The organism is Haloarchaeobius ordinarius, from assembly GCF_051801355.1.
Taxonomy (GTDB): Archaea; Halobacteriota; Halobacteria; order Halobacteriales; family Natrialbaceae; genus Haloarchaeobius.
In genome coordinates this window covers 691289-713860 of sequence record NZ_CP196560.1, presented here as the reverse complement: position 1 = coordinate 713860, position 22572 = coordinate 691289, and the positions used below count along the sequence as shown (strand labels likewise).

Genomic DNA, 22572 nt, shown 5'->3' with positions numbered 1-22572 from the left:
CCATGTCGGACCAGCCAACGAAACTCGGGTTCGTCGTTCCGTCGTCGAACACGACGGTCGAACGCGAGCTCGCGGCGACCCTGCCCGGCGGCGTCTCGTTCCACGTGGCCCGGATGCCACTCCAGAACGTCACGGTCGAAGAACTCGATGCGATGGCCGACGACGCGGTCGCCGCGGCGGAACGACTGTCCCACGCCGAGGTCGACGTGGTCGCGTACGCCTGCACCACCGGGAGCCTGCTGCACGGCCCCGGCTTCGACACGCAACTGGAGGAGGACCTCTCGGCGTGCACCGACGCGCCGGCGGTCGCCACCGCCCGGTCGGTGAAGCGGGCGCTCGACGCGCTCGACGCCGAGTCGGTCGCGCTCGTCACACCCTACACCGACGACCTGAACCAGCGCGAGGTGGACTTCCTCGAAGCCGAGGGCGTCTCGGTCACGAGTGTCGACGGCCGTGGCATCGAGGCCAACACCGAGATCGGCGCGCTCACGCCGACCGACGCGGCGCGGCAGGTCCGCGAGGCGGTCGGTGACGAGGTCGCAGCCGACGCGGTCTTCGTCTCGTGTACCAACTACCGGACGTTCGCGGCCGTCTCCGACCTGGAGACGTCGCTCGACGTGCCGGTCGTCACGAGCAACACCGCGACGCTATGGGACGCCCTCCGGGCCGCCGGGGCCCCGACCGACTGCGTCCCCGGTCACCTCGGGCAAATCACAGGACGTTAAGACCGAGGGCTGTTTTCGACCGAGTATGGACATCGTCGCGACGGTCGTGCTCGCCTTCTGGGCGATGCTTCCCGCATACGTCCCGAACAACGTCGCCGTACTGGTCGGTGGCGGGCCACCTATCGACGGCGGTCGGACCTGGAAGGGTCGGCGGCTGCTCGGCGACGGCAAGAGCTGGCGCGGGACCTTCGGTGGCACGCTCGCCGGGATGCTCCTGGCGCTGGGTCTCTCGACTATCGCCGACCCGGTGAGCGACGTGGTCGGCGTGACACTCCCGACCTTCCCGGTCGTCGTCGCGTTCACGCTCTCGTTCGGTGCGATGCTCGGCGACATCGTCGCCTCGTTCCTGAAGCGCCGGACCGGCCGGGAGCGCGGGGCCTCGTTCCCCGGCCTGGACCAGCTCGACTTCGTGGTCGGGGCGCTCGCGCTGACCGCTATCGCCGACCCGGCATGGTTCGGGGACGTGTTCACGCTGCCGGTGCTGGGAGTCGTCCTCGTCATCACGCCCTTGCTCCACCTGAGCACGAACGGCATCGCGTACGTGCTCCACCTGAAAGAGGAGCCGTGGTAGGCGACAGCCAGTAGTCGGTAGCCGTCTGGCTAGCGAAGGGGCGAACAGACGGCACCGGCGGCTCCAGCGGGCGTCGTTGTGCCGTGCAACCGCGAGACGACGCCCGGTAGCGGTCAGACCACGCCGGGTCTGTGCCGGCATCGCGTTTCAAGTCTCGCTCGATACTCGCTCTATTCTCGTTCGATTGCCGCTCGAATCCACGGGGCTTATGCTCGCCCGCGTCCCGTTGACGAGCAATGGCGTCCGAGGAACTCATCGCGGCCCTGAAGGCGGCCGACGCGGTCCAGTTCGGCGAGTTCGAACTGAGCCACGGCGGCACCAGCGAGTACTACGTCGACAAGTACCTGTTCGAGACCGACCCGACCTGTCTCGACCTCATCGCGGAGGCGTTCGCAGAGCGCGTCGCGGACTCCGACGCGAAGCTGGCGGGCGTCGCCCTCGGTGGCGTCCCGCTGGTCGCGGCGACGGCGCTGAAGGCGAAGCGTCCCTACGTCATCGCCCGGAAGAAGCAAAAGGAGTACGGCACCGCGAACCTCGTCGAAGGTCGCCTCGAAGAGGGTGAGGAGGTCATCGTTGTCGAGGACATCGCGACGACCGGGCAGTCCGCCGTCGACGCAGTCGAGGCGCTCCGGGATGCGGGTGCGGTCGTGAACCGCGCGCTCATCGTGGTCGACCGTGAGGAGGGTGGCCGCGAGAACCTCGCGGAGGCTGGCGTCGAGATGGAGTCGCTCGTGACGGCGAGCGAGTTGCTGGCCGACGCCGAGAACTGACCGTCGTCTCCCACGGGAATCACCGTTCGTTCTCTCGAACTGATTCGTTTCGTTGCTGGCCGGTGGCTGGACCTCACCCCAGAGCCGTCTGCCGTTCTCAACACCTTGGAATCGCCGTCCTTCTTTATCCTCTTTCCCGCCCTCCTTCTAGATGTCATGAGCATCAAGGAACGCCGTAGCGCTGGTCCCGGCATCAAATTGGAACTGATTCAGGCCCTGTTCCTGCTAATCGCCGGCCTCCTCGTGTCCGCAGGAGCGTACTTCCTGCTGTCGGACGCCGGGGTTAGCATCGAACTGACCGCGCTGTTCGCCGTCTCGGTCCTGTTCGGGTCGATGGTCGTCGGTGCGGCGTGGTTCCTCGGGCGGAAGAAGCCGCGCGAGAGCCCCGACGTCGAGTTCCGTCCCTGAACCGGCCCGCTTTCTCCGAGTACTTCACTCCCCACGAGCGACAGCGATAGCGCTCACGACAGGCGCTGTTTCTATCGCGTTGCTTCGACCTCTACAGTGACCGTGAGGAGTTCGCCACCACGAGCAGGCTGCTCGCGGCCATCGCGACCGCCGCAACCAGAGGGTTGAGGTTGCCCGTCGCGGCGACTGGGATGGCGATGGCGTTGTACGCCAGCGCCCAGCCGAGGTTCTGGCGGACCCGTCGCTTCGCGGCCCGTGTCAGCTCGAACACCCGGGAGACGGCTTCGAGGTCGTTCTCCGTGAGCACCACGTCGGCGGCGTCGGCCGCGAGCGCGGTCCCGCCGCCCATGGCGATGCCGAGGTCGGCGGTCGCCAGCGCGGGCGCGTCGTTGCTCCCGTCGCCGACCATCGAGACGGTCCCCCGTTCTCGCAGTCGTTCGACTATCTCGGCCTTGGCTTCCGGTGGAACCCCGGCGAACACGTGGTCGATACCGGGGTTCTCTCGGAATCGCTCGGCGGCGCGCTCGTCGTCGCCGGTGACGACGGCGACCTCGCGGTCGCCGCCGGCGAGGTCGGCCACGACCGACGTCCACTCGTCGCGGGCGTCGTCGCCGACGACCACGAGTCCTCGTGCTCGGCCGTTCCAGCCGACGACGACGGGGACGCGGCCCGTCGCTCGGGCGTCGTCGGCTCGCGCGAGGAGCGCCGCGGAGACGGGCCAGTCACGCAACTCGAACAGGTCTGGGTGGCCGACGACGACGCGCTCGCCGTCCACTTCGGCGGAAACCCCCCGGCCCGGGTGGGTCTCGAAGTCGGTGACGGTCGCCCCGGTGGGATTCGTCCCGTCGCCGGTCCGGGAGGCCTCGGCGATGGCAGCCCCGATAGGGTGCTCGGAGAGGGTTTCGACTGCGCCTGCTCGGGCGAGGAGGGCCGCCTCGGCGGTCGAACCGTCGCCCACGACCTCGTGGACCTGCATCTTCCCCGTCGTCAGGGTCCCCGTCTTGTCGAACGCGACCACGTCGGTCGCCGCCGCGGTCTCGAACACACTCGAATCACCGACGACGATACCCTCATCGAGGGCCGCGCCGACGGCAGAGGCGACCGCGAGCGGGGTCGCCAGCCCGAGCGCGCAGGGACAGGAGACGACCAGCACCGCGAGGCCGGTGAGGAGTGCGGCCGTGATGCCTGCGCCGGCGACGAGTTGCCAGCCGGCCGCGACCAGGGCGACGGCCAGGACGAGCGGGACGAATACGGCGGCGAGGCGGTCCGCGAGACGCTGCACGCCGGTCCGGCCCGTCTGGATGTCCCACATGAGCGTGACGAGGCGGTCGAGGGTGCTCTGGGCGTCCTCGGCGACTTCGACCACGAGCGGGGCGTCGGTGACGACCGCGCCGCCGACCACCTCGTCGCCCGCTTCGATTCGTTCCGGCACGGACTCGCCGGTCACCAGCGACTCGTCGACCGCGGCCGCTCCCTCTCTCACCGTGCCGTCGACCGGCACGCGCTCGCCGGGTTTGACCAGCACCTCTTCGCCGCCGGTCAGGTCGGCGACCGAGACTTCGACGGTGTCGCCATCGGGTAGTCGCTTTCTCGCCGTACTGACCTGTTCTTCGGTGAGTTCACCGAGGCGGTCGGTCGCCCGGCGTTTGATGCGTTTCTCGTAGTAGTTCCCGATGGAGACGACCATGACGACGACCACGGTGATGTCGAAGTACACCTCGGTTCCGCCGGTGAGGAGCACGGCGAGGGAGTAGACGAAGGCGTTCACCGCGGCCAGCGCGACGAGCAGGTCCATGTTCGGGATGCCCGACCGCAGGCTGACGTACGCCCCCTGCAGGATAGGGTAGCCGGTGTAACCGAGGACGACCGCGGCCATCACTGCGATGTTCGCCAGCAGGTACTGGCCGGCGGACCCGGCGACGTTCAACAGAAGGTCGTCCGGGTTCACGCCGAGGTACGCGGGGTAAAGGAAGAGGACGTACCACAGCATCGTCATCATCCCGAAGAAGCCGCCGACGAGCAGCCGCATGAGTTCGGTCCCATCGTCTTCGGCTTCCTCTTCCAGCAGTCGGGCGCGGTAGCCCGCGGTCGTGAACAGGTCCGGGAGACTGGCTTCCGAGCGTTTCCGCGGGTCGTAGCGCACCCGGACGAGTTCGCTGGCGTAGCTGGCGTCCACGTCGACGACTCCCGCGTTCTGCCGGCCCGACCCTTCGAGGAACGCCTCGCAGGTCGCACAGTGCATCCCGTCGACCGCGAGGTAGGTCGTCTCGGCGTCTTCGACGGCTTCGTCGGGGCCGTCGCCGAAGGCGTCCCGAACGTCGTCTGGACGCTCCACGGCCGCCACGTCACCCAGCTGTCGCGACACCTCGCAGCAGCCCTGGCAGCAGAAGGTGCCGTCGACGTCGGCCGCCGTCACCGGCGGGTCGGGCGTCGGGAGGCCACAGAGCGAGCACTCGTCGTCCGCGTCGTCGACCGGCTTCGTCCGTGTATCGGGCTGACTCATGGGAACGGCTGCTTACGATGGAATGTTCGGCCCGGGCATCGGCAGCGGGACGTGTGGCACGTCCACGCCGAGGAGCATCAGGCCGTGTGCGAGCGGAATGTACCCGAGGACGAGGAACGCCGCCCCGAGCGCGCGGTGCAGGTGCGAGCGCCACCGGGCGTCGACCGACTGGAAGAGCGTCCCGTAGGCGAACAGCGTCGGAACGGTCCCGAGGCCGAGGACGGCCAGCGACAGACCACCGGTGACGGGCGACCCGGTCGCGAGCGCGTACAGGTACGCCGGGTAGATGATGGGGCACGGGAGTAACCCGTGGACTGCCCCGAGACCCACGATGCGCGGGCCGCGGACCCACGAATCGACGCGGGCGGTCAAGGTAGCGTACACGCGCTGGAACGCGGTGCCGACGACAGGGAGGGAGCCGCCGTGGCCGACCGTGCGCCCGCGGAACAGGTAGCCCGCCCCGGTCACGAGGATGAATCCGCCGACGAGGAGCCCCGTCACGGCCCGGAGGCCGTCGGCCAGCGGGGTCACCGCGGCCGCGTCGAAGACGACCATCCCGAGCAGACCCATCGACGCGCCGATGGCGGCGTAGCTCAGGCTCCGGCCGAGGTTGAACAGGAGGTGCTGGCGCACGTCCCGGAAGGAGACGCGCTCGCGGTCGGCCCCCATCCGGTCGGCGTACAGCGTGACGAGCGGGCCGCACATCCCGAGGCAGTGCGCGCCGGCGAGCAGGCCCACGACGAGGAAGACGCCGAGGCCGACCGGGTCAGGGGTCATCGTCACTCGCACACACCCGTCATTCGGTCACCTGCTCGACCTGTGCGACGATACGGTCTGCTGGCACGATGCTCGGCCGTGCGGTCTCCCGGTAGGTGACGCGACCGTCGGGCGTGACGACCGCGAGGAAGGGAATCTGGCGAGCGTCCAGCGCGTGGACGAGTCTCGCCTCCCGGTCGTGTGCGAGCGTCCAGTCGCCGTCGGCGTCGCGCCACCACTCGCGGAGGGCGTTGGGAGAGACGCCTGTCTCGCCGATGGGTTCGCCCGTGACCGAGACGAAGTCGGCGGCGTCGCCGACCCGGTCGCGAGCCCGCGCGACCGCCCTGGTCTGTGGCTTACACGGGCCACACACCGTCGCGAACAGGTCGAGCACGACCGGGCGGTCGGGTGCCGGGACCGTCACAGTGCCCGACTCGCTCCCCCGCGCGTCGAGGGTCTGGACGGTAGTCGACGCGAGGGTCCCCGGTCCGTTCCCGGTGGCGGCCCACGCGGTCGCCCCGACGCCGAGCCCCGTGACTCCGGCGACGCCACCGAGGAACGTTCGGCGTCGCATTCGCTCAGTGGCTCGCGGCGTGGTCGTCCTCGTGCCCGGTCTCCGTCGGCGACAGCATGTAGTAGAGTCCGGCGGAGATGAGGAGGACGTTCAGCAGTGTGAGGATGGCTGGCCACGGCTCTTTCAGCGCCACGTACAGCACCGCTGGAATCAGCGCGAGCAACCCGATGGCTGCGACGAGTTGCGTTCGGTCCATGTCCATAGGCCGGGGTACTCGGTCCTCCTTCTTTGGCCTACCGCCTGTTCCCGTTCCATGAGAATTCACCCCCTGTTATAGTGTGGTTGGCCCACAACAGCCTGCCTGTCTATGCGTAGTACGAGTAGCAGTACGGTTCACGCGCACGCTCATGGCAGGTGTGCCGCAGACGGGGTGTCGAGATGAGCACCGACGTGTCGACAGAACCCGAGGTGGTCGACGAGGGTGGCGTGGTCGAAGACGACGACATCGTCAGAGAACTCGGCCACGACGAGTTCGACCCGGTCGGGACGGCGTCGCTCATCGTGGTGTACTTCCTGATTCTGGTGGTCCTGTGGGGCTTCATGTACTTCGTCGAGTTCCTCGGGAACGGGCCGACGGTGATCGGGTGAAACGATGCACATCCACAGGTTCGAGAAACTCTGGCTCGGTGTCGCACTGTTGCTCATCGTCGGCTTCATCGCGACCATCACCTACGGTGCCATCGGTGCCGGGGTCGAGATGGTCGACGACAGGGGCGGGCAGGTCGACCCACAGGCCCTCGACGAGCACCCGGAGTTCTCCGACCCGGGTGTCGTCAAGACGGGGCCGAACGAGTACCACGTCTACATCGTCGCCCGGCAGTTCAGCTACAACCCGGGGACGCCCGACGTCTCCCGGCCAATCCGGGTGCCGACCGACGCGAACGTGACCTTCCACATCACCAGCAGCGACGTCATCCACGGCTTCGAGCTGGCGGGGACGAACATCAACACGATGGTCATCCCCGGGCAGGTCGCGACCATCAAGACCCGTTTCGACGAGGCCGACACGTACGGCATCGTCTGCCACGAGTACTGCGGGGCGAACCACCACAACATGGAGGGCAAGGTCATCGCCGTCCCGTCGGACCAGTACACGTACAACGGGACCGACGGCAATTCGAGTAGCGCCATGACGGGGGTCCCAGCATGAGCACGAACACCCAGTTCGTCGACGACTACCCGTTCGAGGCGAAAGTCACTCGTGTCTGTCTCTGGATCGCCTTCGGGGCACTCGGCATCGGGGGGCTGATGGGGCTGGTCCAGGCGCTCCACCGGACCGGCGCGCTACGTGTCATCCCCTCCCAGAGCTACTACACCGTCCTGACGGGCCACGGTGTCTTGCTCGCGCTCATCTTCACGACGTTCTTCATCTGTGGCCTGTTCACCTGGGGCGTCACGAGGAGCCTCGATACGCCCATCCCGAACCGGAACATCACTCGGGCCTGGGTGCTGTTGATGGCGCTCGGGACGGTGCTCGCGACGGTCGCCATCCTTGGCGGCTTCGCGGGTGAGATTCCCTTCCAGGCCGACGTGCTGTTCACCTTCTACGCACCGCTGGAGGCGCATCCGATATTCTACTTCGGGCTGGCCGCGTTCCTCGTCGGGACGTGGATCGCCGGCCTCGACTGGTTCCGCACCTACTACGTCTGGCGCCAGGACAACCCGGGAGAGCGCGTTCCGCTCCAGACGTTCATGGTGCTGACGACGATGCTGATGTGGTACATCTCGACGTTCGGCGTCGCCGTCGAGGTGCTGTTCTTCCTGCTGCCGTGGTCCCTCGGCATCATCGAGACCGTCGACCCGCTGCTGACGCGGACGCTGTTCTGGTACTTCGGCCACCCGGTCGTGTACTTCTGGCTGATGCCCGCGTACTTCGTCTGGTACACCATCCTGCCGAAGCTCTCGGGTGGGCGGCTGTTCAGCGACCCGCTCGCACGCGTGGTCTTCATCCTGTTCCTCATCCTCTCGACCCCGGTCGGGTTCCACCACCAGTACATGGACCCCGGCATCCCGAGCGGGTTCAAGTTCGTCGCGATGACGAACACCATGTTCCTGTTGCTCCCGAGTCTGTTGACGGCGTTCACCGTCGTCGCCAGCATGGAACACGGGGCGAGACAACGCGGTGGCGAGGGCCGCTTCGGCTGGCTCCGCGCGCTGCCGTGGGACAACCCGGCGTTCGCGGGTTGTGCGCTCGCGGGCCTGATGTTCGCCGCCGGTGGCTTCTCCGGGATGATAAACGCCGGGATGAACATCAACTACCTCATCCACAACACGCTGTGGGTGCCCGGCCACTTCCACCTCACCGTCGGCACCGCCGCGGCCCTGACGTTCATGGCCATCACCTACTGGCTGTGGCCGCAGGTCACGGGCAAGCGCCTGCAGTTCCGTGGTGTCGCGGTGGCCCAGCCGTTCGTCTGGTTCCTCGGCATGACGCTCATGTCGAACGCCATGCACCGGGCCGGCCTCGCGAGCCTCCCGCGCCGCACCGCCGAGCCGGAGTGGGGTCGCGTCACGGGTGTCGCCTTCGAGACGCCGTTCGGGACCGTCCAGGAGATGCAACTCCAGATCGCGATCGGAGCGGTTTTCCTGTTCGTCTCGCTCGGCATGTTCCTGCTCGTGTTCGCCGGGACGTGGAACGCAGACAGGGAGAAGAGCACGGTCGCCGTCGACGGGTTCATCCCGGAGCCACTGTCCGGCCCCGGTGACAGCCCGCGCATCATCGACAACTTCAGGCTGTGGACTGCGCTCGCCATCGTGCTCATCCTCATCGCGTACGGTATCCCCGTCGCCGACCTGCTCGCGGACGGGGCGCTCTCGCCCGGGATGCCGCCGGTGTCACCCTGACTCATGGAGCGTCGGACCATCATCCGACTGCTCATTGTCGTCGGTATCGGCATCCCGCTGATAATCGAGGGTGCGACGTTCTTCGGGCTGGTATCGAACCAGCTCTTCGGCGGGGAACAGCCGGGCGACCACCGGGAACCGGTCGGTATAGGCGACGAAGTGGTTCCAGCAACCGAGCAGACGGAGCGACTCACGGACGCACATTTCGAGACGGTCGACGGTGAGCGCCGGCTCGTGGTGGAGGTGACGGTCCGAAACACCGGGAACGACGCCTACGAGTTCCGGCTGGACGCGGTGACGCTGGCGGACGGGACGCGACTCACCACGAACGCGACCTCCGGTGAACTGGCTCGTGGCGAGACGACGACCGTCTCGGCGTCGTGGACCGTCGCCGGGGACGCACAGGTCGACTCGGTGAACGCCACCACCGTCGTCTCCTCGGGGAGTGCCACCATCACCAACCACCACTCGGCACCCCTCGCTCCCGTAAGCGAGCGGTAGCGTCACTGCATCCGTCGGTCGTAGTTCCCGATTTTCCCGCCGTCATCGGCAGTCAGACACACCCGATGTAACACCCGCAAAACTGAACGTTTTCTGACAGTGTCTGGGCTGGATTTCGCCCTCGCGGCCCCTCTCTACTGTGCAACACATTCTCACGCATGTTTCTAATCGCACGAAACGCAACTCTTTTCTCGCAACACCGGGTATGGAAAAGTACGATGGTAGGTGTCTGCTTTACAGGTCGGGTTTGTACCCGCTAAATCACAACTTCACCTACCGGTTCTCGCGTTGGCAGACACTGACCAGCCAGAGGAACGTCACCCATGTCGAAATCAGAACAACAGATAGCGGTAGTACTACCAGACGGTTCGGAGCTCGCGGTCTCGAAAGGAGCGAGCGTCGAGGACGTCGCGTACGAGATCGGCCCCGGTCTCGGGAAGGACACGGTCGCCGGAAAGATAGACGGCGACCTCGTCGCCAAGGAAGCGACGGTCCACGACGGCGCGAAGATAGAGATCGTCACCGACCAGTCCGACGAGTACCTCGAGGTCATGCGTCACTCCGCAGCCCACGTCCTCGCCCAGGCCGTGCTCCGTGAGTACCCCGACGCCAAACTGGCCATCGGGCCGCCGACCGACGAGGGGTTCTACTACGACTTCGACGACGTCGACATCGACTCCGACGACCTCCCGGGTCTGAAAGAGCAGATGCGCGACATCGTCGACGCGGACCTCGACATCGAGCGCGAGGTCGTGAGCTACGAGGACGCCAGAGAGCGCCTCGCCGACCAGCCCTACAAGCTGGAACTGCTGGAGGAACTCCACGACGAGGGCAAAGAGATCACCTTCTACAGCCAGGGCGAGTTCGAGGACCTCTGTGCCGGGCCCCACGTCGCCTCGACCGGTGAGATCGGCTGCATCGAACTACTGGAGATCGCCGGCGCGTACTGGCGCGGCGACGAGGAGAACGAGATGCAGACCCGCGTCTACGGGACGGCCTTCGAGAAGGAGTCCCACCTCGAGCAGTTCCTGGAGCGAAAGGAGGAAGCCGAGCGACGCGACCACCGCAAGATCGGCAACGAGATGAACCTCTTTTCCATCCAGGACGTGACGGGTCCGGGCCTGCCGCTCTATCATCCCAACGGGAAGACCATCCTGCGCGAACTGGAGCGATTCATCGAGGAGATGAACCTCGACGCGGGCTACGAGTACGTCGAGACCCCGCACGTGTTCAAGACGGACCTCTGGAAGCAGTCGGGCCACTACGAGAACTACCACGACGACATGTTCCTGTTCGACGTGGGTGACGACGAGTACGGCCTGAAGCCGATGAACTGCCCGGGCCACGCCGCCATCTACCAGGACCACTCCTGGAGCTACCGCGAACTACCCATCCGCTACGCCGAGAACGGGAAGGTCTACCGCAAGGAACAGCGCGGGGAACTCTCCGGCCTCTCGCGCGTCTGGGCGTTCACCATCGACGACGGCCACCTGTTCGCTCGCCCCGACCAGATCGAAGTCGAGGTCGAGGCCATCATGGACATCATCATGCAGATTCTCGACACCTTCGGGCTGGAGTTCGAGGTCGCGCTCGCGACCCGTCCCGAGAAGTCCGTCGGCAGTGACGAGATCTGGGAGCAGGCCGAGGAGCAACTCACCGCAGTGCTGGAAAAGCGCGGCATGGACTACGACCTCGAAGAGGGCGACGGTGCGTTCTACGGGCCGAAGATCGACTTCGCGTTCACGGACGCCCTCGGGCGGAAGTGGGACGGACCGACGGTCCAGCTCGACTTCAACATGCCCGAGCGCTTCGACCTCTCCTACGTCAGCAAGGAGAACGAGCACGAGCGCCCGGTGATGATTCACCGTGCCCTCTATGGCTCCTACGAGCGCTTCTTCATGGTGCTCATCGAGCACTTCGCGGGCAAGTTCCCGTTCTGGCTCGCCCCCGAGCAGGTCCGCATCCTGCCCATCTCGGACGACAACCTCGAGTACGCCTACGAGGTCAAAGAGAAGTTCTCGGAGTTCCGTGTCGAGGTCAACGACCGCGACGCGACCATCGAGCGCAAGATCCGCGGCGCGCACAACGACCGCGTGCCGTACATGATCATCGTCGGCGACAACGAGGAGGAAGCGGGCAACCTCTCCGTGCGTGACCGCAAGGAGCGCCAGGAGTACGACGTCGACACCGACGAGTTCCTCGAACACCTCCGTGCCGAGCGCGACCAGAAGCACGTCGAGCCGAACTTCCTGAGCTAGGACGACTCCACGGTCGTGCCCACTTTCTGATTCGACCGATTCGATGTATTCATGATTGTGTAGTCGTGCATAGTGGGTATGAACCGAGCCGAGAAGGCGGCCCTCCAGTTGCGCGCCGTCGACGTCCTCCAGATGTTGAAGGAGACGCGGACGTACGACGAACTCGCGGAACTGACGGGGCTACCGGCAGGCGACCTGAACCGCTACGTGAACGGGCACGTCCTCCCGAGTGCCGACCGGGCCCGGGAGGTCGTCGAAGGGGTCGGTCGCGACGAACTCGCCGCGGAACTGGGCGCACGCATCCGGGTCGACGACGAGGGCTACATCGACAATAGCGCCGCCGTCTTCGATCAGGCCTTCCTCGACCTCGTCGCGCCGGTCGCCGCCGACGCCTTCGCCTTCGACCGCCCCGATGCGGTGCTGACGGCCGCGACCGACGGCATCACGCTCGCCGCCTCGATGGCGAGTTACTTCGGCGCGGACTGCGTGTACGCGAAGAAGTCCAAAGAGACCGCGGTCGAGGAGTTCATCGAGGCCCGCCAGCGCCTCCAGTCCGGCATCGAACTCACCTACTACCTGCCGGCGTCGGCGCTCGACGCGGGCGACTCCGTGCTCGTCGTCGACGACCTCATCCGGTCGGGCGAGACCCAGGAACTCCTGCTCGACATCGTGGCCGACGCGGGTGCCGACGTGGCGGGCGTGTTCGCGCTCATCGCGGTCGGCGACGAGGGCAAAGAGCGGGCCGCAGACCGGACCGACGCGCCCGTGGGCGCGCTGGTCGACGTCGAACCCTGATTCTGGGCTGACTGCCGTCGTATCGGCTGTCGCGGTCGCGTTTACACGTCACGCTCGACCAGCGACTCGCGCGTCTCCCGGATGACCCGGGCGACCCGCGTCACGTCGGTCCCTTCGTCAGCGATGTACTCGGCCAGCGACTCGGTCGCCGTCAGGAGCCAGGCGGCACGTTCGCCGATGCGACGCACGTCGCCCGGACCGACCCCGTAGCGTTCTGCGACCGTGTCGGCGTCTGCGCCCTCGGACCAGTCGGCGAGCATCTTCGCGGTCTTGAACACGTCCAGCCACGCCTGGAAGTCCCCGTCGAAGTCCATCACGGACTTCGTCAACTCGGACTCGCGGCGCATCGCCTCGTCGGTGAGGCGGCCTGCTTCGTCGTTTCGCGTGTAGAGTTCGGGCATGTCCGTGGTGTCACAGACCAACTCGAGCACGGTGAGCGGGGTGAGTCGGGGATTGTCGGCCGCCCGGCCGAGGGCGTCGATGACCGAAGCCCCGGTGACGGGGTCGACGTACACGCGCGAGACCAGACTCCCCAGCTTCGTCGCCCGGAGGCCGTCGGTGCGGTCGAGCATGCCTGCACTCTCGAGGTACTCGAGCACGTCGTCGACGACTGCTTCGAGGTCGCTGCCGGGGCGCTGGTGCCCGTAGAAGGTCTCGTCCAGCAGTTCGAGGACTGCCTCGCGGGAGTCCGCAAAGCCCGAGGCGACCGTCGAGAGGACGTGGGTTCGCAGGGCCCGCTCGCTGTTCAGTTTCGAGGTGACGCGTTCGGGGTCTGCGCCGATGTAGCGCTCCCGGAGCGTGTCGGCCTCGCCGTCGCGGGCCACGAGCATCGCCTCGCCGTAGGGGTCGAGGTGGGGGCGACCCGCCCGGCCGAACATCTGGTGCACTTCGAGGACGGGCAGGGGCTCCATCCCGGTCCCGTCGTAGCGTTCGTGGTCGCGGACGACGACCCGGCGGGCGGGCACGTTCACGCCCGCGGCGAGCGTGGGGGTGGCGACGATGACCTTCAACTCGCGGTCGCGGAACGCGGTCTCGACCAGTCGGCGGTGCTCGGCCGAGAGGCCAGCGTGGTGGAACGCGACCGCGTTGGCGGCACACCGGGCGAGTTCCATCCCGGTGTCGGTCGCGGCGCTGACCCGCAACTCCTCGGCGACCTCGGGGGCGGAGTCGAACCACTCGTCCACGAGGTCGGTCGCGAGGCCCTGGGCGGCCCGCCGCGAGGAGACGAACACGAGACACTGGCCGCCGGCTTCGACGGCGTCCCGGGCCAGTGCCACGGCGGCCGGGTCGCCGTCGGTGTCCACGTCGCGCTGCTCGCCGTCGTCGAAGGAGATGGTCTCGTCGGCGTACACCCCGGTCTTCAGGTCGACGGGTCGCCAGGTCGAGTGGACCAGTTCGGCGTCGAGCCAGTCGGCAATCTCCTCTGCGTTCCCGACCGTCGCCGAGAGCCCGACGAGCTGGATGTCGGGGGTGAGACGGCGGAGTTTGGCGATGGTGACTTCGAGGGTCGGGCCGCGCCCGTCGGCGTCGAGCAGGTGTATCTCGTCGACGACGGCACAGTCGATAGCTTCGACCCACGACGCCCCGTTTCGAATCGCGGAGTCGACCTTCTCCGAGGTGGCGACGACGATGTCGTGGTCGGCGAGGTCCTCGTCGGTCGCGTCGAAATCGCCCGTCGAGATACCGACCGAGACGTCCGGCAGTTCGCAGAACTCGTCGTACTTCTCGGTCGCGAGTGCCCGGAGTGGGACGACGTACAGCGCGGGGCCGTCACTGGTAAGCATCGCGAGCTGGGCGACGAAGGTCTTCCCGGAGGCGGTCGGGACCGCGGCGACGACCCGGCCGCCCTCGCAGACGCCCGCTTCGACCGCCGCGACCTGTGGCGGGTAGAGTTCCTCGACCCCCTTCGCGTGGAAGTGGTCGACGAATCGGTCGGCGAGGGGCAGGTCCGCGACGTCCATTGCCATGACGTTGTGCGTCCCGGTATAAAAATTGGCGTAGTGATTGTGGATTGAAACGTCTCGTCCCGCCCGGGTGAGCGACGGTCGATACAGTTCGTCTGGTGGAAGGAGACGGGGAGGTTCGGGTGGCCACTTCTTCGTGGCGAAGTGATAGGTATGGGGTTCGTCGAACTCGGTCTCGACCTGTCCGTGACGTTCGGAGCATGACTTACAAAGCAGGCCTGACCGTCACTCTCTGTCGGCTTTCGGAGAGTACAACCGTGAAAATATGCAAGAACGTGGTTATTGTGTGGCTGAATTTCCGTAAGGCTTTAATTTGTAAATTCTGTGGTTGGCCGTACGTGCATCATGGGTTCCAGTGAAAGCACGGCAAACCAGACCACGTCCACGGGTGGGGACAGCTGGTTCGCCGACTACTTCGGCTTCGAGGAGCACGGGACGAACCTGAAAACAGAGATTGTCGCGGGTATCACGACGTTCCTGACGATGAGCTACATCGTCGCCGTCAACCCCGCCATCATGAGCAACGCGGTGCAGATTCAGGGCTACTCCCAGGGACAGGTCATCCAGATGCTGGCGGTCGTCACCATCCTGGCGAGCGTCGTCGCCACGACGGTCATGGCGTTCTACGCGAACAGACCGTTCGCGCAAGCGCCCGGGCTCGGCCTGAACGCGTTCTTCGCGTTCACCGTCGTGCTCACCCTGGGAATCCCGTGGCAGACCGCACTCGCCGCGGTGTTCACGGAAGGTGTCATCTTCATCGTGCTCACGGCGGTCGGCGCGCGTGAGTTCGTCATCGGGCTCATCCCCGAGCCGGTGAAGTTCGCAGTCGGGACGGGTATCGGCCTGTTCCTCGGCATCATCGGGCTGCAGGCGATGGGCGTCGTCGCTGCCGACGAGGCGACGATGATCACGCTCGGGTCGCTCGCACAGAACCCGGTCGCCATCGTCTCGGTGCTGGGTCTCTTCCTCACCATGGGGCTGTACGCCCGTGGCGTGAAGGGCTCCATCATCGTCGGCATCGTCGCGACCACGCTCGTCGGCTTCGTCCTCTCGTTCCTCGGGTACGCGCCGGGCGCACTCTCGGGCGAGTTCATCAAGGAGGGCGAGTTCGTCGCGTCCGCGCTCCCCGCGGCAACGTACGACATCACGCCGCTGGTCGGCGCGTTCCTCAGCGGCTTCGCCCAGGTCGAGGCGTTCACCTTCGCGCTCGTCGTGTTCACGTTCTTCTTCGTGGACTTCTTCGACACCGCCGGCACGCTCGTCGGCGTCGGGCAGGCGGGTGACTTCCTCGACGAGGACGGCGAACTCCCCGACATCGACAAGCCCCTGATGGCCGACGCGGTCGGCACGACCGCGGGCGGCATCCTCGGCACGTCGACGGTCACGACGTACATCGAGTCCGCGACGGGCGTCGAAGAGGGCGGTCGCACCGGCATGACGGCACTCGTCGTCGCCCTCCTGTTCCTCGTCTCGCTCGTGTTCGTCCCGCTCGCTGCGGCAATCCCGCAGTACGCCTCGCACCTGGCGCTGGTGGTCATCGCGGTCCTGATGATGCGCAACGTCGTGGAGATTCGCTGGGACGACATCACCCACGCGGTGCCGGCCGGCCTGACCATCATGGTCATGCCGTTCACGTACTCCATCGCGTACGGTATCGCGGCGGGCATCCTCAGCTACCCCATCGTGAAGGCGGCGGCGGGCGAGTTCGACGACATCTCGGCTGGACAGTGGGTCCTCGCCGGGGCGTTCCTCGTCTACTTCGTCGTCCGGACCGGCGGCGTCCTCGCCTGATTCGAGCAACTACCGTTTTCTGGGGTACATAACGCGGTTTCGTCAACTTCGTAGATAGTCACGGTCCCGCTCTGATGGGCCACCGTGATACCCGGTTTCTCCGCGAAGTCAACCAGTCGACGGTCCGGATGCGAGATGGACGGCCGGTCGTACCGCGCCCGTTCGTCGGGGCCGACGTAGATGTACCGCACGTCGTATTTCGCGAGCAGGCGGGCAGACTCGGACCAGTTCCCGGTGTACATCGCCGCGGTGTCGTTCACCCGCTTCTCGTACGCCTCGACGCCACGGTAGCCGGCTTCGTGCTCCCACCCGACGACGGCCGGGAGGCCGGTCAGGGCTGCGGGTGCCGAGTGCCACTGGTACGTCTCGTCGCCGGCCTGTGTGAGGATGGTCGGCGTCCCCTCGCGCTCGTTCAGCCAGTCGATGGCCCCGGACTCGTTCGCGTGCCACTGCTCGACGAACTTCGTCGCGTCGAGCGAGAGGTCGGCCGCCTGGGGGTTCGAGACGGCCGGTTCGAGCTGGCCCTGGGCGACGAGCGCCGGGAACGCCAGGGTCGAGCCCAGCACCACGACGAGCAAGAGACTGGTCAGGACGGTCTTCGAGGGGGTACTCGGCAGGTCCCGGCCCTGCCCGATGGCACGCAACGACTCGTGGAGTCGGTCGTGCCAGCGGCCGAAGACGACGCCGAGCCCCACGCCCCACAGCACCCACACTTGCATGGATACCTTGTACACCGTGTTCCAGCGCACGTGGCCGCCGACGGGCCAGACCCGGGCGTAGGCGAGTTCGACGATTAGCAACAGCCCCGCACCGGCGAGGACGAGCACGGCGGCGAAGTCGCCGCGCGTCCGCGAAACGACCCAGCCCGCGAGCAGCAGCGGGCCGAGGACCGCCAGCGCCGCGAAGTCGACGGCGACGGCTGCGAGGGAGACCACGAGAGCGAGCGCGAGGACGACGGACCGGCGGCGAGACGCGCCCGCCCACGACCGGGTCTGCGGCAGCAGCGCGACCGCGAACGGGACGACGAACACGCCCCAGGCGATGAGGTACGGAACGAGGCCGCTCCGGGGTGGCAAGAACCCGACGCCGCGGCTCACCGGGGTGTGGTCGAGCAGGAACGGCGCGACGGTGAGTGCGCCGCCCAGACCGACGGCGACGGCGGCCAGTCCCGCGACGGCGTGGCGGGTGAGCTCCCGGAGAAGCCGTGACCCGGCGACGATTCCACCGAGTGACCGGGTCGTCACACCCGCGACCGGGGTCGTGGCCAGTCGCACCAGCGAGTGCGGTCGAAGCCCCGCCAGTGGATGCGCGTCCGAACACGCCACGGTGAGGGCGACGAGACCGCAGGCGGTCGGGACGCTCCAGAGGTTCGTCAGCGCGAGGAGGCCGACGACGGGGACCGTCGCCGCCAGCCGGAGCCAGCGCCGTGGGTCCGACGCGGGCGCACGATACCACGCGAAACAGAGTGCCCCGACGAGCAGGAGGAACGGCGGTGCCATCATGTGGGCGTGGAGGTCGCCGTTGACGTACTCCCACGACGGTGAGACGACGAGCGTCCCGTCGAGCACGTACCGGGTGTTCCAGTAGCCCCAGTTCGCGCTACCGATGACGCCGTCGAGGGCCTCCTGGGTCGGGGCGCGGATGCCCGCGACGGCGGCCCGGCCGTACTGCTCGACGAGCGAGTCCGGCAGGTAGCCAAGCAGGATTCGGACGACGGGAGCGAGGTTGTTCCCGAACGCGACGACGACGGCGGCGGCGATGCCAGCCCCCCGTGGGGACCGACCTCGAGCGTCGGCGATGGTTCCAGCGAGACCGTAGGCACCGGTCGCGATGCAGGCGAAGAACGTCGGGAGCGCGAGGTTGTACGCGTAGCGGGCCTCGACGCCGGACAGCTTCGCGAGGATGCCCGCGACGAGGTGGCCGCCGTAGTAGTAGCGCAGTCGCTCCCCGGCGAACCAGACGTCCTCCGGCGGGAGGCGGTCCGCGCGGAGCATCGACTGCAGGAGGCCGTAGTCGAGGAACTTCTCGCCGCCCTGTGGGATGGCCGCGGGGTCGACCAGCCGGAGGGCGAGCATGGCGGCGAACGAGACGCCGAACACCACGGCTGTTTCGAGGGCGGGACGACGGGGGACGGTTGGTGCGACTCGGCTCGCGAGGGCGCTCAGGCTGGCGAGGACCACCACGGCCCCGACGACCGTATGAGTCCCGAAGCTGACCTGTCCGACCCAGTAGGTGACCGCGGCCAGCACGACGAGGGAGAGGGGGAGGGCGAAGGCGACGCCACGGTCGGGACTTCGAGGGAGGGCAGCGGCCGCCAGGGGTGTCCCGACGATCGCCAGCAGGGCGAGCACGATGAGCCACACCACGAGGGGGCTCACCAGCACTTCACTGATATATCAGATAAACGTCCGTAAGTGTCTTGTGTTGTGTGGTCTGGCGTGGGGGGCACACACGACCGCCGACCTCTTTATATGAGCCACCGTAGAACCGGGCAGCCATGACGAAGCTCGAACTGTACGAACTGCCGGGCTGCCCGTACTGTGCGAAAGTTATCAGCAAACTCGACGAACTCGACCTGGAGTACGTCTCCCACGAGGTCCCGCGCTCGCACTCCGAGCGGACGGAGGTAAAAGAGATCAGCGGACAGACCGGCGTCCCGGTCCTCGTCGACAGAGAGCACGGCGTCGACGGGATGCCGGAGTCGGACGACATCGTCGCCTACCTGGAGAAGACGTACGGCGCAGAGGCGTAGGCGGTTTCAGAACGCTATTCTTCGTGGTCCCGCCGGTGCGCCAGCCTCCCGGGTGAGCAGTGAGGGACGAAAACACGGCGCTGGTGCTCTGCGGTGTGACACACTCGTGCCAGAATCGGACCGACCGTGCCGACTCAGGCCGGCTCCTCTTCGAGGTCGGTCCGTTCGCGGATGAGGTCGCGCAGGTCGTCGGCGTCACGCATCGCCTCGACCTCCTCGCGCTCGATGATGGCGGTTCCGTGGACCGACTCGCGCTTCGACCGGTCGACAAAGTACACCGACCGGGTCCGGGTGACCGACCCGATGGAGCTCATGATACGGGCGCGCTTCTCGGCGGCCTTCGTGAACTCCGAGTGGCCGGTGAGCAGCGTGTGTTCTCGGACCTCGCGGTGGGTGACCGGCCCCTCGCCCTCGGCATCGTTGTCCTCGCTGACGGCCTTGAACGGGGAGCGAAGTGTCGGGTGGACGTCGTAGCCGACGCGGGTCATCACGGTCACGATGGGTTCGTCGTCGGGGTCGGCTTCGGGGTCGTCCGGCGTCGGTTCGGCGTCGCGGACCTCGTCGGCCCCGTCCATCACGTCGACCGGGGCGGTCAGGGGTGCGTCGAACATCTCCTCGAGGCGCATCGCCACCTCGACGGAGGCGTTCATGCCGTCCTCGTACTTCGAGACGGTGCGCCGGGAGACACCGAGTTCGTTGGCGAGCTGTCCCAGACTCATGTTCTGCTGTTCGCGCTCGTCGGCGAGTAACTCGCCGTCGATGTTGACGTACAGGCCGCCGGGTGCCGCGTAGATGAGCGGTGGCACCCGCTCGACGAACAGGTCCATCGCGGTGTTGGGTGCCATGACGGGGACGCCGTGGCGGAAGTACACAACGTCCGGCTTGAGGTCCTCGTCGCGCGTTCTGAGACCGATGACCAGGGGCGTCGCGTCCAGGTACGACCCGAGTCGTCGCATCTCCGCGCCGGTCGCCGCGTCGAAGGCGTCGATGTTCGAGAGGATCTTGACGAGGACGAGTTCCTCGCCCCGGCGGGCTGCCAGGTCGAAGCTCTTCGGACGGATGACGCACCGGTCGCTCACGCGGAACCCTGCATCCTGCAGCATGGCGGTGAGGTTCTCGACCAGTGCATCCCGAGACATACGGACACGTAAGTTGTTTCTCGCATATATGTGTTGTGACGCTCGCGGGCTTCGCAGGCGGGGTGAGTCGGGCGATTTCGCGCGATTTTGGATAGTGAACGAACAGGTCGACACGCCACCACGGTGCCACCGAGTCGAAACCTCGATAGCCACCGCGTTACTTTTCGCACACGATGACGGTCATCGGGCTGGACGACACGGACTCTCGCACGCGCGGGATGTGTACGACCTACGTCGCGAACCGGGTCGCTACGACCCTGCGGGATTCGGGCGCGACGGTCGAGCGCCTGCTTCTGGTCCGCCTCAACCCCGCGGTCGAGTTCAAGACCCGCGGGAACGCGGCCCTCGCAATCCACACCGACGCCGACCCGGAGACGGCCCTCGCGCTCGCTTGCGAGGAGCTGGATGGGGCGGCCGAGACGGACGACCCGATGACCAACCCCGGCCTCGTGGTCGCTTCTGGGTCTCCAGACGAGGTGCCCGACGCGGTCGCCGAGTTCGCCCGCGACGCCCTCCGCGAGATTCTCTCCGTCGAACGGGCCGAGGAACTGGCCGACGAGTTCGACTACGCCCGCGCTGGCTGGAAGAACTCGCAAGGGCTGGTCGGGGCACTCGCCGCCGTCGGTGCCTGGGCCGCCTTCGGCGACTGGACGACCGAGCACATCAGCTACCGCGAGCCCGGGCGATGGGGGACCGAGCGCGACATCGACTACGACTCGCTGTTTGCGGCCGCCGACGAGTACTACCCCCGCGCCTGGGACACCGTCGACCGAACCGAGGGCGAAGCGGTCTGCGTACCCCACACGCCGTGTCCCATCCTGCACGGGATTCGTGGCGACGACCCCGACGCCTGCCGGGCACTTGTAGGAGCGATTGACTCCGAGCCGGTGTTCGACGCGGCGACGTTCCAGACGAACCAGGGCACCGACGCCCATCTCGCCCCTGGCGAACTCGGGTCGCTCCAGGAAGACCGGGCCTATCGCGTCTCTGGTGTCGTGGCGTCGGAACCGGAGACCAGACGCGGCGGGCACGTCTTCTTCGAGTTCGCGGATTCGGCGGGCGAGGAGTCCATCCAGTGCACCGCCTTCGAGCCCACGAAGCGATTCCGCGACCGGGTTCGCAATCTCCGGGAGGGAGACGAACTCACCGTCTGTGGCGAGGTCACTGGTGGAACCCTGAAACTGGAGAAGTTCGCGGTTCGCGAGCTGAATCGGACTGGCTACGAGACGCCGGTCTGTGACGGCTGCGGGAACACGATGAAGTCCGCGGGCCGGAACCAGGGCTATCGCTGTCGGGACTGCGGGACCGATGCGCCAGGGAAGGTCGAGGTTTCGGTCGAGCGCGAGCTTGCGGAGGGGTGGTACGAGGTCCCGCCGTGTGCTCGCCGGCACGTCGCGAAACCGCTGGTTCGGGGTGGGTTCGATGCCAAAACGTATCCTGAGCGGTGAGTCGAAGGTTTCGGTTGTTTCTGGTAGTGTTTCGGGAGTTGTGGCTGGGTCGACTTAGTCGACTCTCGCTAGCGTCCATGACCGCACCACACCCTCCCCAGCCGACTCCCTCCGCTTCACTGCGTTCCGCTCCGGTCGTCCCTCGCGCGACTCGACTTCGCGGGCTCACTGGCGTTCGCCACGCTCGTCAGCACGCGCCACCCGCCACTGGAAAAGTAGAACCCCTTCGCTTCCACTCCACCCTGACTAGCCAAACCGTTCCCAGGCGGCCGCGAACCGCTCGTCGTGGTGGCCGTGGAAGGCGTGGTCACTCACGGCGAACGCCTCGGGTGTAAACCAGCCCACGTCGAGGACTTCGTTCAGGGCGGCAGGCTCACCCACGGCGTCCTCGGCGCGGACCGCGAAGCCGATGGAGACGATGTACTTCCCGTCGACGTGCTCCTCGGTGAAGGTGTCGAGCAGGGTCAGGTCGGCCGGGTCGACGCTGACGCCGGTCTCCTCTTCGAGTTCGCGGGCGGCGGCGGCCTCGGCCGATTCGCCGATTTCCATGTGGCCGCCGGGGTGCGCCCAGTCCCCGATACCGGGTGGGACGCCGCGTTTCGTGAGCAGGACGCCCTCGTCGCCGACGACGGCGACACCGGCGCAGGGGACCGGGTTGTGCCAGACCACCTGCTCGCAGGCCGGGCAGTACCGCCGGTCGCGGCCGTCGACGTGCGTGCTATCGGTCTCTGCGCCACAGTCCGGGCAGAAGGCGGCGGGATAGCTCGTCACGG

The 22572-nt window shown here is 67.1% G+C and carries 21 protein-coding genes; 13 read left to right on the top strand and 8 right to left on the bottom strand.

Translation table 11 applies throughout. The features are described 5' to 3' along the window. The first annotated feature begins 2 nt into the window (after positions 1–2). From ACSC1R_RS03745 to ACSC1R_RS03730, 4 genes are all read left to right on the top strand, one after another. Entirely contained in the window at positions 3–725 is a 723-nt protein-coding gene (locus ACSC1R_RS03745; protein WP_439027733.1) for a maleate cis-trans isomerase family protein, read from the top strand. Positions 726–750: 25 nt separating this feature from the next. Then, positions 751–1296 (top strand): CDP-2,3-bis-(O-geranylgeranyl)-sn-glycerol synthase, encoded by a 546-nt coding sequence (locus ACSC1R_RS03740; RefSeq protein ID WP_439027732.1) that lies wholly within the window; start codon positions 751–753, stop codon positions 1294–1296. Between the two features lie 236 nt (positions 1297–1532). After that, a complete protein-coding gene (pyrE, locus tag ACSC1R_RS03735) occupies positions 1533–2066 on the top strand; it encodes an orotate phosphoribosyltransferase (protein ID WP_439027731.1) in 534 nt (177 codons plus the stop codon). 156 nt (positions 2067–2222) lie between these two features. Continuing rightward, positions 2223–2474: a hypothetical protein gene (locus tag ACSC1R_RS03730; protein ID WP_439027730.1), complete on the top strand. Its 252-nt coding sequence runs from the start codon at positions 2223–2225 to the stop codon at positions 2472–2474. A gap of 91 nt (positions 2475–2565) precedes the next feature. On the opposite strand, the gene ACSC1R_RS03725 is transcribed toward ACSC1R_RS03730, so the two are convergent. Genes ACSC1R_RS03725 through ACSC1R_RS03710 form a run of 4 tightly spaced genes read right to left on the bottom strand, consistent with a single transcriptional unit; the run spans position 2566 to position 6509 of the window. After that, positions 2566–4977, bottom strand: a complete 2412-nt coding sequence (locus tag ACSC1R_RS03725; RefSeq protein ID WP_439027729.1) for a heavy metal translocating P-type ATPase — start codon at positions 4975–4977, stop codon at positions 2566–2568. Between the two features lie 12 nt (positions 4978–4989). Beyond that, positions 4990–5754 (bottom strand): sulfite exporter TauE/SafE family protein, encoded by a 765-nt coding sequence (locus tag ACSC1R_RS03720; protein WP_439027728.1) that lies wholly within the window; start codon positions 5752–5754, stop codon positions 4990–4992. Between the two features lie 19 nt (positions 5755–5773). Continuing rightward, complete coding sequence (locus ACSC1R_RS03715) at positions 5774–6307, bottom strand: TlpA family protein disulfide reductase (RefSeq protein WP_439027727.1); 534 nt, start codon at positions 6305–6307, stop codon at positions 5774–5776. Positions 6308–6311: 4 nt separating this feature from the next. Further along, positions 6312–6509, bottom strand: a complete 198-nt coding sequence (locus ACSC1R_RS03710; protein ID WP_439027726.1) for a hypothetical protein — start codon at positions 6507–6509, stop codon at positions 6312–6314. 176 nt (positions 6510–6685) lie between these two features. Between ACSC1R_RS03710 and ACSC1R_RS03705 the strand changes: the two genes are divergently transcribed. The 6 genes from ACSC1R_RS03705 to ACSC1R_RS03680 all read left to right on the top strand — a co-directional run bounded on the left by ACSC1R_RS03705 (position 6686) and on the right by ACSC1R_RS03680 (position 12705). Continuing rightward, on the top strand, positions 6686–6895 hold the full coding sequence (locus ACSC1R_RS03705) for a hypothetical protein (RefSeq protein WP_439027725.1): 210 nt from the start codon (positions 6686–6688) through the stop codon (positions 6893–6895). A gap of 4 nt (positions 6896–6899) precedes the next feature. Next, entirely contained in the window at positions 6900–7457 is a 558-nt protein-coding gene (locus ACSC1R_RS03700) for a cytochrome c oxidase subunit II (RefSeq protein ID WP_439027724.1), read from the top strand. Next, positions 7454–9151 (top strand): b(o/a)3-type cytochrome-c oxidase subunit 1, encoded by a 1698-nt coding sequence (locus ACSC1R_RS03695; RefSeq protein WP_439027723.1) that lies wholly within the window; start codon positions 7454–7456, stop codon positions 9149–9151. The genes ACSC1R_RS03700 and ACSC1R_RS03695 overlap by 4 nt, the downstream gene beginning before the upstream one ends. 3 nt (positions 9152–9154) lie before the next feature. Next, on the top strand, positions 9155–9652 hold the full coding sequence (locus ACSC1R_RS03690) for a CARDB domain-containing protein (RefSeq protein WP_439027722.1): 498 nt from the start codon (positions 9155–9157) through the stop codon (positions 9650–9652). A gap of 323 nt (positions 9653–9975) precedes the next feature. Further along, complete coding sequence (thrS, locus tag ACSC1R_RS03685; protein WP_439027721.1) at positions 9976–11910, top strand: threonine--tRNA ligase; 1935 nt, start codon at positions 9976–9978, stop codon at positions 11908–11910. 78 nt (positions 11911–11988) lie between these two features. Further along, the gene (locus tag ACSC1R_RS03680; RefSeq protein WP_439027720.1) at positions 11989–12705 is read left to right on the top strand and encodes a phosphoribosyltransferase family protein; all 717 of its coding nucleotides are present in this window, start codon (positions 11989–11991) and stop codon (positions 12703–12705) included. Positions 12706–12746: 41 nt separating this feature from the next. Here the strand turns inward: ACSC1R_RS03680 and ACSC1R_RS03675 are convergent, their stop codons facing one another. Further along, the gene (locus ACSC1R_RS03675) at positions 12747–14666 is read right to left on the bottom strand and encodes a DEAD/DEAH box helicase (protein WP_439027719.1); all 1920 of its coding nucleotides are present in this window, start codon (positions 14664–14666) and stop codon (positions 12747–12749) included. Positions 14667–15014: 348 nt separating this feature from the next. On the opposite strand from ACSC1R_RS03675, the gene ACSC1R_RS03670 reads away from it, so the two are divergent. After that, on the top strand, positions 15015–16460 hold the full coding sequence (locus ACSC1R_RS03670) for an NCS2 family permease (protein ID WP_439027718.1): 1446 nt from the start codon (positions 15015–15017) through the stop codon (positions 16458–16460). On the opposite strand, the gene ACSC1R_RS03665 is transcribed toward ACSC1R_RS03670, so the two are convergent. Next, positions 16424–18838 carry a DUF2298 domain-containing protein gene (locus ACSC1R_RS03665; RefSeq protein ID WP_439027717.1) on the bottom strand — a complete coding sequence of 805 codons (2415 nt, stop codon included), beginning with the start codon at positions 18836–18838 and terminating at the stop codon, positions 16424–16426. The genes ACSC1R_RS03670 and ACSC1R_RS03665 overlap by 37 nt on opposite strands. A gap of 119 nt (positions 18839–18957) precedes the next feature. Here ACSC1R_RS03665 and ACSC1R_RS03660 point away from each other — a divergent pair, with 119 nt between their 5' ends. Beyond that, the gene (locus tag ACSC1R_RS03660; protein ID WP_439027716.1) at positions 18958–19212 is read left to right on the top strand and encodes a glutathione S-transferase N-terminal domain-containing protein; all 255 of its coding nucleotides are present in this window, start codon (positions 18958–18960) and stop codon (positions 19210–19212) included. 134 nt (positions 19213–19346) lie between these two features. Here ACSC1R_RS03660 and ACSC1R_RS03655 read toward each other — a convergent pair whose 3' ends face one another. Beyond that, positions 19347–20351, bottom strand: a complete 1005-nt coding sequence (locus tag ACSC1R_RS03655; RefSeq protein WP_439027715.1) for a transcriptional regulator — start codon at positions 20349–20351, stop codon at positions 19347–19349. Between the two features lie 173 nt (positions 20352–20524). Between ACSC1R_RS03655 and ACSC1R_RS03650 the strand changes: the two genes are divergently transcribed. After that, positions 20525–21799 carry a TiaS agmantine-binding domain-containing protein gene (locus ACSC1R_RS03650; RefSeq protein WP_439027714.1) on the top strand — a complete coding sequence of 425 codons (1275 nt, stop codon included), beginning with the start codon at positions 20525–20527 and terminating at the stop codon, positions 21797–21799. Between the two features lie 246 nt (positions 21800–22045). Here the strand turns inward: ACSC1R_RS03650 and ACSC1R_RS03645 are convergent, their stop codons facing one another. Continuing rightward, a complete protein-coding gene (locus ACSC1R_RS03645) occupies positions 22046–22570 on the bottom strand; it encodes an NUDIX domain-containing protein (RefSeq protein ID WP_439027713.1) in 525 nt (174 codons plus the stop codon). Positions 22571–22572: the final 2 nt, after the last annotated feature.